Raw genomic sequence first — 16,286 nt, 5'->3', positions numbered from 1 at the left:
AGAAGAGTTAGGATTAGGCTTGAGATTATGGCAAGGAAGTCATAAAGGAATAGAGCGGTTATGGTTGCGCTTTTATGATGAGTCGGGGAATTTAATTCCGACAGAAGCGGAGGAAAGGGAACGGGAGCGACAGGAGAAAGAACGGGAACGGCAAGAGAAAGAGCAAGCGCAAACCGCATTGCAGGAATTGAGAGATCGCTTGATTGCCATGGGTTTAGACCCGGATAATCTGCCACCTCATGGTTAAACTTTTGATCTATTCTCTATTCCCTGGAATGGGGCCTCGGCGGTGTTTTTCCGTTAGAGAGAGGTGCAGGAACTGGCGTAGGTGGCTTAATTGCTCTGTTTCGGGTAGGGTGTTTAACTGCTCTAGGGCTTCCTGAAACGTCATTTCCGAGCGATACAACAGGCGATAGGCAGATTTGAGGATACCAAAATCATGGTGAGTTAAGCCAGAGCGTTTTAAGCCGATCGCATTGAGCGATCGCACCCTAGCGGGATTTCCCTCCACTGTCATATAGGGAGGCACATCCCGCTCAATCCGACTCATTCCACCCACCATCGCCATCTGGCCAATATGCACAAACTGGTGAACCCCTAACAGTCCGCTAATTCTGGCCTTAGATTCTACATGCACATGGCCAGCAAATGCGGTACAGTTGGCTACAACCACTTCATTTTCAATCAGGCAATTATGGGCCACATGCACATAGGCCATCAGTAAATTGCGATCGCCAATCACCGTCGCTTCATCGGGGCCCGTTGCTCGATTAATCGTCACATATTCGCGAATAGAATTATAATTACCAATTTTGACCGCAGTTTGCGCCCCATCATACTTGAGGTCTTGGGGAGCCAAACCAATAGCTGCTCCCGTAAAAATCTCATTGCCCTCGCCAATTTCCGTCCATCCCTCCAACACCACATGGGGGCCAATAGTTGTATTCGCCCCAATGGTCACATTGTCCCCAATCACGGCGTAGGGGCCAACGCTCACCGTCGGATGAACCTTCGCACCACTGTGGATAACTGCCGTTGGATGAATTAGGGTGGTCATATCTCTCCCATTCTAATTGCTCTTATCTTGTTTCTCTAATCTGGCGAACACCGAATCACTAATTACTATCACTCAAAATCGCAAATTTTAGCTCTCCTTCTACTGCTAATTCACCATTGACTTCTATTTTCCCTGTCATGGCAACAAAACCCCGTTTGGGCATAGCTTTGAGAATTTTGGCAGTAATAATTAACTGGTCTCCAGGAACGACGGGACGGCGAAACTTAACCTTATCGATACCTGCAAAGGCAAATAATCCACTGGCAAAGTTGTCCATTTGCACGACTACAATACCCCCGACTTGGGCCATGGCTTCGACCATGAGTACCCCTGGCATAATGGGACGACCGGGAAAATGTCCTTGAAACTGGGGTTCATTAAAACTGACATTTTTCAGTCCTACGGCCTGTTTGCCGGGTTCATAGGCAATAATCCGGTCTACTAGGGCGAAGGGATAGCGATGGGGAAGGAGTTTGTGGATCTCTTCGACAGTGAAAACGGTGTGGGTTGGATCGAGAACAGGGGTTTCTGGGCTGGTTTCAGTTTCTGTGGACATGGGTTAGAGGATCGAGAACAGGGATTAAATTAGGTGGGCAATTTTCCTCGCCAGTTGCACATGAAGGTGATGGCTGGCCTTGAATGCCAGGTAGTGAGCTACAGGGGGAACTCCCAATAAGCTCAGGTCTCCCACCAGGTCTAAGAGTTTATGACGGGCGGGTTCGTTGACAAATCGTAAGGGGGGATTGAGCCAACCTTCAGGGCCGCAAACGAGGGCATTATCCAGACTACCACCTTTAATTAACCCCTGCGCTCGTAAGTGTTCAATTTGGTGGGCGAGGCCGAAGGTGCGAGCGGGGGCGATGGTGGTGGTAAAGGGTTCGCGATCGGGTTGCCAACTGTGCCATTGTTGACCGATCGCCCCTAAATCAAACTCAATCCCATAGGTAAAGCGCAGTTCTGGCGCGGGTATGGCGGCTACAAAGGCATCTTTATCGGTAATCGAAATGGGTTGAGTTAAGGTGGTTTCGGATCGAGGAAATTGCCCCGCCTCCGGTTGATGGCGGAGAATGGCCTCGACCCAAGGGGCGGCGGAACCGTCGAGTAGGGGCACTTCGGGGCCGTTAATCTCGATTTGGGCATCGGTGATGCCGAGGGCGAGGAGGGAGGCGAGGAGGTGTTCGACGGTACGCACGCTGGCTTCTCCCACGGCGAGTTCTGTGGAGAGAACGGTAGAGTTAACGGCTTCGATGCTGGCGGGAATGGTGGGGCGATCACGGAGATCGACGCGCACAAAGTATCGTCCGCTTCCGGGTTGGGCGGGTAGAACTGTGACTTGGGTTTTTTGGCCGCTATGCAGACCGATGCCGGATTGGGTAAAGGCTTGGTTGAGGGAGGTTGCGATCGCCATTTCTAAAATTTCTCTCCAATACCAAAGTGGACTCGGCTACTGCCATCGGTGGTGAATCCGTAGTCAATACGGATGGGGCCTAGGGGAGTATTGATCCGAACTCCAACGCCTGCGGATGCCCCTGAGCCGGGTAAGCCACGCCGATCGGAGGGGTTACCAATGACGGCATTGCTCGATCCGAGGTTAGTTGCTGCATCTACAAATAATACGCCTCCCAACAGTTCAACCACGGGGAATCTGTATTCTAGGGTTCCTTCTAGGAAGTATCGACCACTGCCGAGATCCCCTTCTGCAAAGCCCCTCACGGACTCTAGACCGCCGAGAATGAAGGCTTCATAGGGGGGGAGGTCTCCCAAGGTTGCCCCCCCTTCAACTTGAAAGGCGAGGACTTGGGGGCCTTCATGGAAGTCGGTGAATTTGACGGGCACATAGAAGGTGTGACTGCCCCGTAGACGACTCATTATGACGCTAGTGACGGGGATGGACTGCTCGATACTAAAGCGGGTGAGGGAGCCACCGGTGGGTTGAGCGGGGTTGTTTCGGCGATCGCTGACGATGCCAAACTGAAGCATAAAGAGGTCATCGACTCCCGTATTATGGAAGGCTAGGCGTTCCCTGTCTTCGTCTCTAGCGGTGAGTTTGTTATCGGCATCGCGGATGGAAACATGCTGGTACTGTAAGCCCAGAGAACCGATCCAATCGGGGTTTAAGGGGTCTTCACCCAAGGGACGGGAAAAGCGGATACCGAAGCCTGTCCGCAGGATGCGGGGGCGATCGCCATTGTCTAAGCGGATCGGGTTTTCATCTCCATCGTAAACCAGGGAGATCGAGCGCCGTCTAAAGCCGTTCATGGTATAAGCTGTACGCTTGGGATCTCCACCAATCCACGGATCGCTAAAGCTAACATCAAACAAGAAATCACGGGTTCCGATCTGCACTTCTGTACGCAGGGTTTGGTTATTGCCGCCGAAGTTTGTTTCTTGATAACTTAAAGAACCGAAGAAGCCACTGGCAGAACTTATACCGCCTCCTGCGGCGATCGATCCCGTATTTTGTTCCTGCACATTCAGCACCACCACTACTTTCGTGGGGTCAGTTCCCGGATTTAACGTCACATTCACATCCTGGAAAATACCCAAGCCATACACGCGCTGTAAATCTGCTTGAATCGTATCCCGATTAAAAATATCTCCGGCTTCTAAATTCAACTGCCGAGTAATAATATACTCCCGCGTTTTCCCCTGAACCGGTTCTCCAGTCTCTTCTATATCCTGTCCATCTCGATTCAGATAAACAATCTCAATATCTTCAATCACCCCTTCCGGAATCACCAGGTTAACTGTACCGTCCTCATTAACATCTGGCGCATCCACCACCTGAGCCAAAATATACCCATTCTCTTGATACCAAGTATTCAAATCCTGAATACTCACCTGCAAGCGACGCAGATTAAGAATTCTCCCATATTGATCTCCAAAAATCTCATCAATCACGTCCTGGGGAACCACCGAAGGAATATCTGTTCCTGGATTTGCATTAATATTAACTTGTCGTAAAACTGGATTAGGTTCTACTTCAAATGTGACGCGCACACCTAATGGGGTATCCTCTGGAGTTGCTCGCACATTAGAAAAGAATCCCGTGGCAAAAATAGCATCAATATCTTCTTGCAGTCGAGAACGAGTTGTCGTCCGTCCAGCTTGGGTACTAATCACCTCAAATACCCGATTTCTTAAGTCACCATCTACTCCCATCACCATCACCTCGGCAACTAATACCCTCGGTTCTGGTTCTGATGAATTATTTTGGCTCAATTGAGTTTTTAGGGAAACGGTGTTTGCAGGTACAGTTTCCACCAAAATAGGAGTTTCTTCTATTGGCGCATTTTTCTGTGCTTCTGATTCCTGAACTTCTGAAAAGGAAGTAAACGCCAGTTGTTCTGATTTTTCTTCTAATGATTGCGGTTGAGGCAAGGCGGTAAAGGCTAACGTTTGTGGCTCGTTTACCGCAGTTTCCTGAACCTCTGAAAAGGAGGTAAACGCCAGTTGTTCTGATTTTTTCTCTAATGATTGCGGTTGAGGCAAGGCGGTAAAGGCTAATTGTTGTGGCTCGTTTACCGCAGTTTCCTGAACTTCTGAAAAGGAAGTAAACGCCAGTTGTTCTGATTTTTCTTCTAATGATTGCGGTTGAGGCAAGGCGGTAAAGGCTAATTGTTGTTGCTCGTTTACCGCAGTTTCCTGAACCTCTGAAAAGGAAGTGAACGCCAGTTGTTCTGATTTTTCTTCTAATGATTGCGGTTGGGGAAGCGAAGTAAAGGCTAATTGTTGTGGCTCATTTACCGCAGTTTCCTGAACCTCTGAAAAGGAGGTAAACGCGAACTTTTCTCCTACAGATTTAGAAGAAGAAAACTGTAAAGACTGATGAGTAATGGGGATCGATTCTTTCGCAGACCGTGCTATTATTTGCACTAACTGCCGATCGATCTCCCGATCGCCATCAGTCGTATAAAAATAAGGAGAGGGGTCTACCGTTTCCGCAGTAGAGTCTAAAACTTGACCTTGGACAGCATCGACAAAACCGAGAGTTGCCGAACTTGTTAAGAGAGTCAACCAGACAGGAGACAAGCGCATTGTTTTCACGTTCCGTAAACTTCCACACACCACATTGAACAGTTGGTTTGGCTGTTGAGTCAGGTATTGGTCTTTAGAAAACCCTACGACTCCAGCCAAAACACCTCAATCAACCCCTTAACTTAACACTTCTGAAGAGCTATTTTCATTTTGCCTGGCCTAAAACTCTCTCTAGCACTTGCTTATAGGCTGATTCAACATCACCTAAGTCTTGTCTAAAGCGGTCTTTATCTAGGATACGCGCTTGGGGGTCAGTTTCGCCCTGTTTCCATAACCGACAGGTATCTGGGCTAATTTCGTCGGCTAGAATGATGTTATTTTGGCGATCGCGCCCGAATTCTAGCTTAAAATCAACCAGGATAATGCCACACTCTTGGAAAAAGGCACTCAGGTGGCGATCGATATCCAGGGACATTTGCCGGATATAGTCGAGTTCTTCCGGTGTAGCCAAGTTAAGGAGCAAAAGGCGATCGCGAGTCAGCAGAGGATCGCCGAGACTATCATTCTTATAGCAATACTCTACCAGAGGCGGATCGATTTGAGTTCCCAGAGCCAAACCCGTTTGTTTGCAAAGACTCCCCGCAGCCAGGTTACGCACAATCACCTCAATCGGCACAATCGTAACGGCTTTCACGCGCATTTCCCGATCCGAAGGACAATCAACATAGTGGGTGGGAATCCCCTGCGCTTCGAGCATTTGGAACAAATGACGGGAAATCGCACAATTAATCTGTCCCTTACCGGTAATCGTGCCTCGTTTTTGAGCATTAAACGCCGTCGCATCATCCTTAAAGTAAGTCAGAAGGAGATCGGAATCATCCGTGGTATAGACGATTTTGGCTTTTCCTTCGTAGAGTTGAGTCGGTTTGGTCATAAAGCGTTGAGAACTTATATCCAACAGCCCTACCATACCTCATAGATCCCCCTAAATCACCCTTTTTAAGCAGGGGGGGTTAGGGGAGATCTTTGGGTACAGAAACTACTGTAAAGTTGGCCATTATCCTTCACTTCCTGAAACCATGGAGCGCATAATTTCCCTGTTGGGACTCGGTGTTTTTGTCGCTTTTGCCTATGGCATCTCCGTTAACCGTGGGGCAGTGCGATGGCGAGTGGTAGCCATGGGGCTGGGCTTGCAGTTTGTTTTGGCTGTCTTGATCTTAAAGGTTCCGTTTGGCTTGGCTCTATTTCGCTTTTTAGGCGATCGCATCCAGACCTTTTTAGAATTCTCGGATGTGGGGTCTGAGTTTGTGTTTTCGTCCCAGTTGGTGAACAATGAGGTGTATATTTTCGCCTTTCGGGTGTTGCCGACGGTGATTTTCTTTTCCGCGTTTATTAGTGTGCTTTACTACTATGGAATTTTACCGCGCATGGTGCAGGCGATCGCTCGGTTGATGCAATATACCCTGAAAACGTCGGGATCGGAAACTCTGACGGCAGCCGCGAATATTTTTGTCGGTTCGACAGAAGCGCCGTTGCTGATTAAACCCTATGTCTCGACTACTACGATGTCTGAACTCCATGCAATTATGACCAGTGGGTTTGCAACGGTGGCAGGAGGGGTTTTGGTGGCTTATATTTCTTTTGGTATTGCGCCAGAACATCTGATTACCGCGTCGGTGATGTCTGCTCCCGCAGCACTGGCGATCTCGAAGCTGATGTATCCAGAAACGGAAAGCTCTCCGACGATGGGAACGGTGTCTATTGAGGTAGAGAAAACCTATGTGAATGCTATTGATGCCCTGTCTACAGGGGCTTCGGAGGGCATGAAGTTGGCACTGAATATTGCGGCGATGCTCATTGCCTTTTTGGGTATCCTGGCGTTTATTAATGCTGTATTGGCTTGGATGGGGGGATTTGTTGGCTTACCGACATTATCCTTAGAGGGGATTTTTGGCGTAATCTTTGCACCTGTGGCTTGGTTGATGGGGGTTCCTTGGGCAGATTGTTTGGTGGTGGGGGAGCTGCTGGGGAAAAAGACGATCCTGACGGAGTTTATCGCTTATGTGGATTTGAGCGAGTTAATTCGCAATCAACAGCTTTCCGATCGCACCGCAGCGATCGCCACTTATGCTCTCTGTGGGTTTTCTAATTTGGGGGCTATCGGCATTCAGTTGGGAGGTATTGGGGCGATCGCTCCCTCTCGACAATCCGATCTGGCAGCATTGGGTCTGCGAGCCATGATTGCGGGATTTCTGGCCTGTTGTATGACCGCTTGTATTGCCGGTATTTTACTCTAATTGTGGCGATCGCATACAGTGCTACCTGCGGTAGCGCTATATGCGATCGCAGCCAATTAGCCTTTGAACTTGCGACGTAAGAAAGTGCCACCGACACCCCCAACGATCGTCACTCCAGCCACACCAGCGAGGATATAGCGATTCGCCATACGGTTATGAGTATGGTAAGGATGTCCCTCTAGATAGCTGATGTTCTGAGATTCAATCCCTTGGTCGTTAACGGGAACGATAATATTATCCCAATGGCCACCTTCTCCAATTTCTACAGACCACTCACCCGGAATCGAGGGATCGGGTTGAAAGACAAATTGACCGTTAGCATCGGTTGTGGTTTCTAACCAGGGTGTGGTGGGGTCATTCGGGGCATAAACGACCACAGGCGCACCTTCAAAGGCTTCACCGGTACTGAACATAGATTGGATTTCCAGGCGATCGGACATACTCTGAAAATCGGTTTCTACCGCGTGCCCCAGAGCCACTTTGGGCAAGCTCACTAAGCTCAGTAGTACAGCAGACAGGGTAAGGAAGGATTTCATTGACATACTCTCCTGTTGGTTACATGGATTGGACAATATACAAAATATATCTCAAGACTTAAATGGCTAGAGTCACATAGGCAAGAGTTACCGCAAAGAAGTTGCCCCTCTTGCTTGTCGTCTCAGGTTATCTTTGCTTACTCTCACTCAATCGGGCATCCCGGAATGGGGCGATCGATTTCTGCCATCAACTGTATAATTGTATGATTTCCTTCTGAGTCTATTCCTGACGGATGACTTCTGAGGGCACTCGTAAGCCAAAATAGGTCACCACTAATTCTGTTGACCCCGTATTGCACAGTTCATGCACTTCACCCACATCAATGGCGATACAAGTGCCTGGAGATAGGGCATACTCCTGGTTATTGACTGTAATTCTTCCTGTACCTGATTCAATAAAAAACACCTCACACATATCTTGATGAGCATGACCATTGGCTACTGCTCCAGGAGGAAATCTAGCTTGGGAAAAATTGGTTAAATGGGGTAACTCTCCCATGCGTAACATCACTTGCTTACGGATATTCCGATTGTGAGAAACGCCTTCTTGGGGTAAGTCATTTAAGTGAGTGATTTTCATTAGCAATGTTATGGCTCATCAAGAGGCTCAGACTCTAAGGACTCTGGTAAATTACGGTTCACCTCGGCTTGAAACCAAACTTTGAGAAGGGTCTGTAATTGCATTCGACTAATATAGGGCCATCCTCCTTCCGTTTCCATATCCCGCAGAAGGGCATACAAGGTTTGACGGTTATCGGGAAGAGACTCTTGAAACCAAGTTTCTCGAATGTGATGATGCATCTGTTCGAGACGGCGTAGAATGGCCAGTAAGGTCACTGAATCCTCTTGATGTAGAGCGGCTAAGGTTTTTATCCGCTCTAGGGTGGCGCTCAGTTCCTGTTCCCAGGGTTGTACACTAGGGTCTAAATCCTTGTCCATCCGTGATTGAATTGCTCACCTACGTTAGTGCGATTTGTTGAAATTACATATCACTGTAACCGAAAAGCGGCGATCGCTGGTAATCAACCCGAACTCTCGGCAAGCTGGATAATCTAAACCCCTATCCCTCTATTGCTAGTTGACTGGGGGAGATTCTTAACCCATGAACCAGATTTGATATCCTGTCAAGAGGGAAAATTCTCCTGTAAGAATGCTTGGGCACTGGCGCGGTTTGGCAGTTCTCCATCTAATGTCATCTCCAGGAGTTTATCCAACATCACTTTGAATTGACGACCAGGTTTATAGCCCAATTTTTTTAAGTCATTGCCGTTCAAAATTGGTTTCACTTGTGCCAGCTTCCACAAATATAACCAGATCTTTCGCCGTAAAGGTCTGGGACTTTGTACCATGACTAAAATTAAAGTAGAAAAGCGATGAGGGTTGAGAGCGTTAACAATACTGCTCGGTGATTCACAGGTGGGGAGGCGGCAAAAAAGATCGATTTTGGCGGCTTCTAAATTTTTTAATCGTTCCATACTTTCGGCTGGCAATTGAAACCCGGAAGCCACTGGATAGCGGTATTCGGGCGCAAGATAGGCAATCATAACTTCTAGCAACAGTTGCCAAGGGGGGCAGAGTCCAGGGGGGTTAAACCGGCGTAAACATCGGTCAACTAAACTCAGTTGTTTCCATAAGTCTGGAGTCAGTTCTAAACTCGAGTGGATACATTTAAGTGCATCTAGATTTCCGAGCAGTTGAATGGCTCTTTGCCAATAGGGTGCTTCTAAAATATAGTTTAACTCGTTTTTCAGTCGGGTTTGCAGGGCGGGCGCTCGGTTATTTTCAGCCACAGAGAGATCGTACACCCCACTGGCGATCGCATAGCGAATGTAGCCTTCGGTTTGTCCTTCTAAGCGGAACCCTAAGCGCACCGCAAACCGCACAGCGCGATAAATGCGGGTGGGATCTTCGATAAAGCTATTGGCATGTAACACCCGGATCAACTTCGCTTCCAAGTCTAAAATACCACCGAAAAAATCCAAGACTTCACCCATACGAGGAGGAGTAAGCCGCAAGGCTAAGGCATTAATCGTAAAGTCTCGGCGGTATAAATCTTGGCGAATAGAGCTGGCTTCTACTTCCGGGTTAGCAGCCGGATAGGGGTAAAATTCCGTGCGAGCTGTAGCAATATCAATCCAAAGGTTGCCTAATTCTGGGTGTTTGTGCCAGAGCAGCGCTGCCGTTTGGAATTGCCCGTGAATTTGCAAGCGAGCGCCCGGATATTTTTGCTGTAAGACTTTGGCTAACTCGACTCCAGCCCCCGGTTGAGCGGCACGATGATAGCCATCGACAACTAAATCTACATCCTGGAGATCGATGATGGTATCTGCATCGGCCAGTAATAAATCGCGCACGCCTCCGCCCACTAAGTATAAGTGCCATCCCCTTTGCTCGGCGGCGATCGCCGCTTGTCGCAGCACTTCCTGCAAGGGTGCGCTTAGGCTCTCCTGTACTATTTGCTTCATCGTTTCCGGCAAATAGCAGGACTGCAACCGATTCAGGCGCATTTTTGACCCCACTTGCTGCCCGGTTTCCTGAAGATGAAATTGGCGCAAAACATCGCTACGGGTGACAATGCCCACTAAGTTACCCTCCTCTAATACGGGCAAACGACCAATATCATAAGTAACCATCAATGCCTCAATTTCCGGCAGTTGGGTCTTTGGGGTGATAGTTTTCAGATGGGGAGTCATGTACCCTTTTACAGGAGCGTGGGAAAAGCCGTGATGGAGGGCAATATCCAGGTCGCGACGGGAAATGATCCCCACTAACGTCCCGTCGGCATCGACCACAGATAACCCAGAGTGGCCATAGCGTAACAGAATACGTTGGGCTTGGGCGATCGTGGTTTCCGGCAAGATCGTTCGCACCGGGGAAGACATCAACTCCCGTGCAGTGGGTGCATTGGGGACTTGGTTTTTTAGGTTTTGAACCAGATCGGCAAAAGTATCTTCAATCTCTGTCCCTCGCAGCGTTAGGGAGGCTGCTTGTGCATGACCCCCTCCTCCCAGGGGGGCAAACAGGGTATGCAGATTAAGAGGAGGATGGGAGGAAGAGCGGCAACGCTGACGAGAACGACCAATGACGGTTAACCGCTTTTCTTGCCCGATTTCATACCACGTGCCAAATAATAAAGCATCACTATGGATTAATCCGATTAATCGGGTAGCAACACTGGATAATCCAGGAATAAAGTCAGGGGTGGGTAGGAGAGTCCAGGATAATTGATATCCTTCACAGGTTGTAGTGTGCAGTTCTTCTAGAGCGAGGGTGAGTAAGTCCTGGAGTTGGGGGGATAATCCCGGTTCCACATACTCCCCAATCACGGATAAACTGGCTCCTTGGGTCATTAACCAGGCGAGGGCGAGGGCATCTCTGGGGGTACTCGCATCGTAGGTCAGGGAACCAGTGTCCACATGAATTCCCAAGGCCATTACGGTTGCTTCTGCGGGGGTGAGTTCTAGAAGGTCGAGCTGTTGCAGTCGTTCGACAATCAGGGTGGTGGTTGCACCAACCGGTTCAATCATCGAGTGCGTCAGGGGAAGATCGGTTTCGATGTCGAGGTGATGGTCGTAGAGTTCCACTTGTTCGAGATGGGGAATATCAAACCAACTGGCAGCTAGACCGAGGCGATCGCGCTGTTGGGTATCGACTACGATTAAACTGCGGATTTGTTCAACGTTCACTGACCGACGCTCAATTAAAGCATACTCATCCCGATAAAAGGCCAAAAACTCCCGCACCGTGGGATGACATCCCCCAGTCAGCACCACCTGAGTGCCGGGTTTTAAGCGTGTTAACCCCACTGCTGCCCCTAATGCATCAAAGTCTGCGGTGGTATGGCACAAAATTAAATCCATAAATGATATCCAGTCCGATTTACCCTAGAAAACTCCCTGGTAGAGGGAGAGGACATTTAAACTCGGATGGCTCGATTGGCTCCGGTGGCTTCCAACTCGCGGGCTTTTTTGCCTCGCCAAAAGAGGCGAATGGGTGTACCGGTAAATCCGAGTTGTTGGCGGATTTGTTTCTCAATATAGCGGCGGTAGTTTTCTCCTAACCGTTTGGGATCGTTGACAAAAATACTAAAACTGGGCGGTTGGATACTCACTTGCGTGCCATAGTAAATTTTGCCCTGTTTCCCTTGGCGGTTGGTGGGGGGAGTGTGCCAACTGATGGCTTCTTGCAAGACTTCATTGACGATCGCAGTGGAGACGCGACGCTGATGTTCGCTGACGGCGTTATCGACTAACTTGAGAATTTTGGGAACCCGTTGACCGGTGAGAGCGCTAACGAAGATCATTTCTGACCAGTCGATGAAGTAGAGGCGATCGCGCACCTGTTGTTCGTAGTGCAAAATGGTATAAGTGTCTTTTTCTACCCGATCCCATTTATTCACCACAATCACACAAGCGCGACCCTCTTCGGCAATGCGATCGGCCAGTTTTTGGTCTTGTTCGGTTACCCCATCGAGGGCATCAATCACCAGCAATACCACATCCGATCGCCGAATAGCCTTAAAAGCCCGATTAATGCCGAAAAATTCCGGCCCATATTCCACGTTTTTCTTCCTGCGAATGCCTGCGGTATCAACCAACCGGTAGGTTTTGCCCTCATGTTCAACTACGGTATCAATGGCATCTCTAGTGGTTCCAGATATGGGACTAACGATCGCCCGGTTTTCCCCTAGAAAGGCATTGAGTAAACTGGATTTGCCCACATTGGGACGGCCGACAATGGCGATTTTGGTTTCTGTGGATTCTTCCGAGTCTTCAACGACGGGTAAGTGGGGGATGAGCGCATCGAGGAGATCCCCGGTTCCACTACCGTGAATAGAAGAAATGGCATAGGGTTCGCCTAAACCTAATTCCCAAAATTGGGCTGCTTGAATCAGTCCTTGGTCTGGAGATTCGCATTTATTCACGGCTAAAACCACGGGAATTGATTGTTGATGCAACCATTGGGCAATTTCCAGATCTCCAGGGGTGGGGCCAGTTTGACCATCGACGAGGAAAATGGCGGCGCTTGATTCCCTTAAGGCTAACAGGGCTTGTTCCCGAATCAGGGGCAAAAATTCGGTATCATCGTGGAAGAGTAATCCCCCGGTATCGACCACTTGAAAGTCGCGATCGCCCCAATAGCAGTGACGATAGGTGCGATCGCGGGTAATTCCCGGTTGATCGAAAACAATCGATTCTTGTCTTTTAGCTAACCGATTGACTAGAGTAGATTTACCGACATTGGGACGGCCAATAATGGCGACGATAGGCAGTTTCATAGCACAGTTTTTAGGGTTGAGAAATAGGTTTAGAAATTTAAGCCAAGCAGTCCATTATAGCGCTTTGGGCTGCTGTCGCGGACAGGTTCATGTCGGACTTTCGGGTTCAGTTTCAGAAGATTTTAAGGCTTTGAGTTGGGTTTCGAGTTGTTCAATGCGCTCTAGTAACTGTTGATTGGTTTCTTGTAGTTGTTTATGCTGACTGCTCAGATAGGGGTCGCTCTCCCACCAGTTAATGCCAATTTCCTTGGCTTTATCAACGGAGGAAATTAAGAGGCGAATGCGAATGTTGAGCAGTTCCGTTGAACCGACGGAAACGGAGATATCACCAGCAATGACAACCCCCTTATCTAGCACTCTTTCGAGGACATCAGCGAGGGTGGAACTTTGGCTTGAGGTTAGGGGACGGGAGTTAGCAGGCACGGGAATGGGGGATAGGTGGACGCAGGGAAGACACGGAGACACGGGGACGCGGGGACGCGGAGATCGGATTTAATGTTGAATTTTATCTTAACGATCGCCCCATGAATTACTGGGCGATATATTTGCGCTCTTCATTGAGCCGAATTTTGCCTTGTTCCATTAAATGGCGCAAAATATTTACCGTTTCTACCCGATTTAATCCGACTGCACTTTCGATATCCGAGAGTTTTGCCCCTTGACTTTGGTGTAAGAAGCTATATACTTTTTGCGCGGGTTGAGGCGGTTCGGGTGCAGATACCGCAGGAGTTGGAGGGGGTAGAGCGCTCTGAGCATTGAGACTCTGAGGATCAAATAGGGTTTGGATTACCCGGTTGGCTTTACTAAGGTCTAAGTCGGTACGCGAGAGCAGGATATCTTCGCAGACTTCCTGGAAGGCTTCTTGGTTGATGGCGATCGCAATTTCATGTTCGTGACAAATTTTAGCGATCATCAGTCCCGATCGCAAACCAATCGTTTTCTGGTTTCCCGTTTTCTGCTGAAACGCCATCACAATATCGACGATGGTTTGCGCCTCTTCCGGGGTAATGCCGATTTTTTCCACTAAAATAGCCGTCTGGGTTTCCGCTTCTGGGTCGGGCATATTTAAGGTTACCAGCCGGTCTAACAGCGCGTCCTGGGTGGCATGAACCCCACAGTATTCTTCGGGGTTACTGGTAAATATGGCCCGAAATTGGGCATGAACCCGGATATATTCGGTGCGGCTATTATTGGGGGGAAGAACGAGCAATTTTTCTTCTAAGGTCGATAACAGCACATTATTGACCTCTGGACGAGAGCGGTTAAACTCATCGTAAACCAGGGTAAATCCTTCTTTGGCTGCTAGAGTCAGTCGGGAGTCTACCCAGTTTTTCCGCAGCTCGTCTTCGAGTTTAATCACGCTGTGGATATAGTTATCGACGACTTTTTTGCGGGTATACCCAGATTGGTTGCCGATTAAATCTGAGGTTTTCAGTTCATCGTCGCCAAAAATGAGCATAATGGGACGACTGAGTAAATCGGCTAAATGTAAGGCGAGGGTGGTTTTTCCGGTTCCTGCGGGGCCGCGCAAATGCACGGAAAACCCGGACTGAAGATAGCGCAGGGCGCGGTTCGTCAGTCGCTCGATGGTGGGCGTATTGACAAAGCCCCTAGAACGGGCGTTGAGTAAGGTGGGCATGGGGAGTCAAGTTAGAGTACGGAGTACAGGCGATCGCGCTGAGTCACCATGCCTTTTTTTATCAGCGATCTCAGAGTATCTACTGCTTGCACGCGGTTAATCCCTAGGGCTTCTTCAATGACCGTTAATCGCGATGAGGGTGACTTGCGTAAGAAATTATAAACCTGCTCTTCTTCCGTGGATAGATTGTTTACATTTTTTTTATCCGCTTTTTCTGTCACCGGTTCTGGGGCTGGAGGTGGAGCCGTTGCCGCTCTGGGGGCAGGTTTGGGAACTGCGACTGCTGGTTTAGGTGCTGGGGCTGCTTTTGGGCTGGCTTTTGGGCGCTTGGACTTGAAAGCGGGTTTTGGTTTAACGGCTGGTGGGGCAACCCCCACCGGTGTATCGCCCCACACGGCTTGATAGAGGCTCTGACGATAGTCTCGCAAACTCTGGATAAAACTATCGAGTTCTAGTTGCAGAGCTTGGGCACTCTCTTGGTGTTGTTGACGAGTGCTAGAGAGAGTTTTTTTTACCTCCGTTTTGCGGCTCTGGATCTCGGCTATCCGCTCTTGGCGCTGTTGTTCTAGCTGTTGACGATAGCTGTCCATTTGCAGATGCAAATCTTCGATAAACTCGGCCAGGTCTTCCTGAAGTTCCCCGTAGCGCTGTTGACGACTTTGGCGAGCCACCCTCAAAAAGTTTTGGGTTTCTGTTTGCAGGCGCTCCATGGTTTCCTGGAGATGGGTTGCCACCTCATCGCTCATCAGAAACCGTTCTGTGGTCGAGGTTTCTAAAAAATCTTCGATCTCCTCTCGTAATTCTTGGGCGTAGGTTTGCAGATCTTCCTGTTGCTGCTGACCCCTTAAACGCCGATCTGCTTCGCCTTGGGCCAATTCTGTCCGAAACTGCCGCAGTTGGTCTTGAAGTTGGGCCGTTGCCGCTTGACGTTGGTCATTGAGGTTCTGTATCTGAGTTTGGACTTCCTCCGATCGCTCGCGTGTTTGGGTTTGGCGTTCTTCTCTTTGCGATCGCCACTCATCTTTAAGCGCCATAGTCTTTTCATCCCCTTCCCTAGAAGCTCTGTTTCTCAGACCGCAGTCCTAATATTTGATTTAACTTTCTAATCAGAGGAAATAGAAAGGAGTTCCTATTTCCTCCAAGATAGCAATACCTCATCGAAAGCCAGTTTAATCCTGAGACTAAACTGCCGGAACAGCCGCTTGAGCGGTTAATCCGACTGCTTCGGCATATTTAAGGTAAGTTTCAACTGAAGCAATGACCACACGGGCTTCAATGGCCAGTAATTCAATGCCCACTAAGGAGACCCGAACCCAAGCATCAATTACAATTCCTTTATCGAGGATGCGATCGACCACTTCTCCGAGACTCGATGAAGAGTTTACTTTTTCAACAGCCATAATAATTTTTCCCTGTTTTGATTGGGCAATTGGAGGTGCAGAAGAGCCAAGCATATACCCATCAGGTGAGGATGTTTTGGATCGATCGCCAATGTATCGAT

At 48.9% G+C, this 16,286-nt stretch carries 15 protein-coding genes and 1 pseudogene; 2 read left to right on the top strand and 14 right to left on the bottom strand.

Going from position 1 to position 16,286, the window contains the following annotated elements; translation table 11 throughout:
* A pseudogene (locus PJF56_RS04120) lies at positions 1-247 on the top strand (Uma2 family endonuclease); the annotation flags it as partial.
* A gap of 9 nt (positions 248-256) precedes the next feature.
* Here PJF56_RS04120 and lpxA read toward each other — a convergent pair.
* From lpxA to purC, 5 genes are read right to left on the bottom strand one after another with little or no spacing between them, the layout of a single operon-like run.
* On the bottom strand, positions 257-1,057 hold the full coding sequence (gene lpxA / locus PJF56_RS04115; RefSeq protein ID WP_283761377.1) for an acyl-ACP--UDP-N-acetylglucosamine O-acyltransferase: 801 nt from the start codon (positions 1,055-1,057) through the stop codon (positions 257-259).
* A gap of 58 nt (positions 1,058-1,115) precedes the next feature.
* Positions 1,116-1,613, bottom strand: a complete 498-nt coding sequence (gene fabZ, locus PJF56_RS04110) for a 3-hydroxyacyl-ACP dehydratase FabZ (RefSeq protein WP_283761376.1) — start codon at positions 1,611-1,613, stop codon at positions 1,116-1,118.
* Positions 1,614-1,637: 24 nt separating this feature from the next.
* Positions 1,638-2,465 carry a UDP-3-O-acyl-N-acetylglucosamine deacetylase gene (gene lpxC / locus PJF56_RS04105; RefSeq protein WP_283761375.1) on the bottom strand — a complete coding sequence of 276 codons (828 nt, stop codon included), beginning with the start codon at positions 2,463-2,465 and terminating at the stop codon, positions 1,638-1,640.
* A gap of 2 nt (positions 2,466-2,467) precedes the next feature.
* Positions 2,468-5,194 (bottom strand): BamA/TamA family outer membrane protein, encoded by a 2,727-nt coding sequence (locus tag PJF56_RS04100; RefSeq protein ID WP_283761374.1) that lies wholly within the window; start codon positions 5,192-5,194, stop codon positions 2,468-2,470.
* 46 nt (positions 5,195-5,240) lie between these two features.
* A complete protein-coding gene (purC, locus tag PJF56_RS04095; RefSeq protein WP_283761373.1) occupies positions 5,241-5,969 on the bottom strand; it encodes a phosphoribosylaminoimidazolesuccinocarboxamide synthase in 729 nt (242 codons plus the stop codon).
* Between the two features lie 145 nt (positions 5,970-6,114).
* On the opposite strand from purC, the gene PJF56_RS04090 reads away from it, so the two are divergent.
* Positions 6,115-7,332: a NupC/NupG family nucleoside CNT transporter gene (locus tag PJF56_RS04090; protein ID WP_283761372.1), complete on the top strand. Its 1,218-nt coding sequence runs from the start codon at positions 6,115-6,117 to the stop codon at positions 7,330-7,332.
* Positions 7,333-7,388: 56 nt separating this feature from the next.
* Here the strand turns inward: PJF56_RS04090 and PJF56_RS04085 are convergent, their stop codons facing one another.
* The 9 genes from PJF56_RS04085 to gvpA form a co-directional block, all read right to left on the bottom strand.
* The gene (locus tag PJF56_RS04085; RefSeq protein WP_283761371.1) at positions 7,389-7,868 is read right to left on the bottom strand and encodes a carboxypeptidase-like regulatory domain-containing protein; all 480 of its coding nucleotides are present in this window, start codon (positions 7,866-7,868) and stop codon (positions 7,389-7,391) included.
* Between the two features lie 220 nt (positions 7,869-8,088).
* Positions 8,089-8,448, bottom strand: coding sequence for a cupin domain-containing protein (locus PJF56_RS04080; protein ID WP_283761370.1), 360 nt, complete (start codon positions 8,446-8,448; stop codon positions 8,089-8,091).
* A gap of 8 nt (positions 8,449-8,456) precedes the next feature.
* Positions 8,457-8,807 carry a hypothetical protein gene (locus PJF56_RS04075; protein WP_283761369.1) on the bottom strand — a complete coding sequence of 117 codons (351 nt, stop codon included), beginning with the start codon at positions 8,805-8,807 and terminating at the stop codon, positions 8,457-8,459.
* A gap of 185 nt (positions 8,808-8,992) precedes the next feature.
* Positions 8,993-11,728: a CBS domain-containing protein gene (locus PJF56_RS04070; RefSeq protein ID WP_283761368.1), complete on the bottom strand. Its 2,736-nt coding sequence runs from the start codon at positions 11,726-11,728 to the stop codon at positions 8,993-8,995.
* Between the two features lie 56 nt (positions 11,729-11,784).
* Positions 11,785-13,146: a ribosome biogenesis GTPase Der gene (gene der, locus PJF56_RS04065; RefSeq protein ID WP_283761367.1), complete on the bottom strand. Its 1,362-nt coding sequence runs from the start codon at positions 13,144-13,146 to the stop codon at positions 11,785-11,787.
* A gap of 87 nt (positions 13,147-13,233) precedes the next feature.
* Positions 13,234-13,569: a gas vesicle protein gene (locus tag PJF56_RS04060; RefSeq protein WP_283761366.1), complete on the bottom strand. Its 336-nt coding sequence runs from the start codon at positions 13,567-13,569 to the stop codon at positions 13,234-13,236.
* 106 nt (positions 13,570-13,675) lie between these two features.
* Positions 13,676-14,785 carry a gas vesicle protein GvpN gene (gene gvpN / locus PJF56_RS04055; RefSeq protein ID WP_283761365.1) on the bottom strand — a complete coding sequence of 370 codons (1,110 nt, stop codon included), beginning with the start codon at positions 14,783-14,785 and terminating at the stop codon, positions 13,676-13,678.
* Between the two features lie 11 nt (positions 14,786-14,796).
* Entirely contained in the window at positions 14,797-15,819 is a 1,023-nt protein-coding gene (locus PJF56_RS04050) for a hypothetical protein (RefSeq protein ID WP_283761364.1), read from the bottom strand.
* Between the two features lie 147 nt (positions 15,820-15,966).
* Positions 15,967-16,185: a gas vesicle structural protein GvpA gene (gvpA, locus tag PJF56_RS04045; protein WP_283753117.1), complete on the bottom strand. Its 219-nt coding sequence runs from the start codon at positions 16,183-16,185 to the stop codon at positions 15,967-15,969.
* Positions 16,186-16,286 lie beyond the last annotated feature (101 nt).

This window comes from Roseofilum halophilum BLCC-M91 (assembly GCF_030068445.1).
Taxonomy (GTDB): domain Bacteria; phylum Cyanobacteriota; class Cyanobacteriia; order Cyanobacteriales; family Desertifilaceae; genus Roseofilum; species Roseofilum halophilum.
Note: the sequence above shows the minus strand (reverse complement) of the source record. Positions and strands in the feature narration are given on the sequence as shown.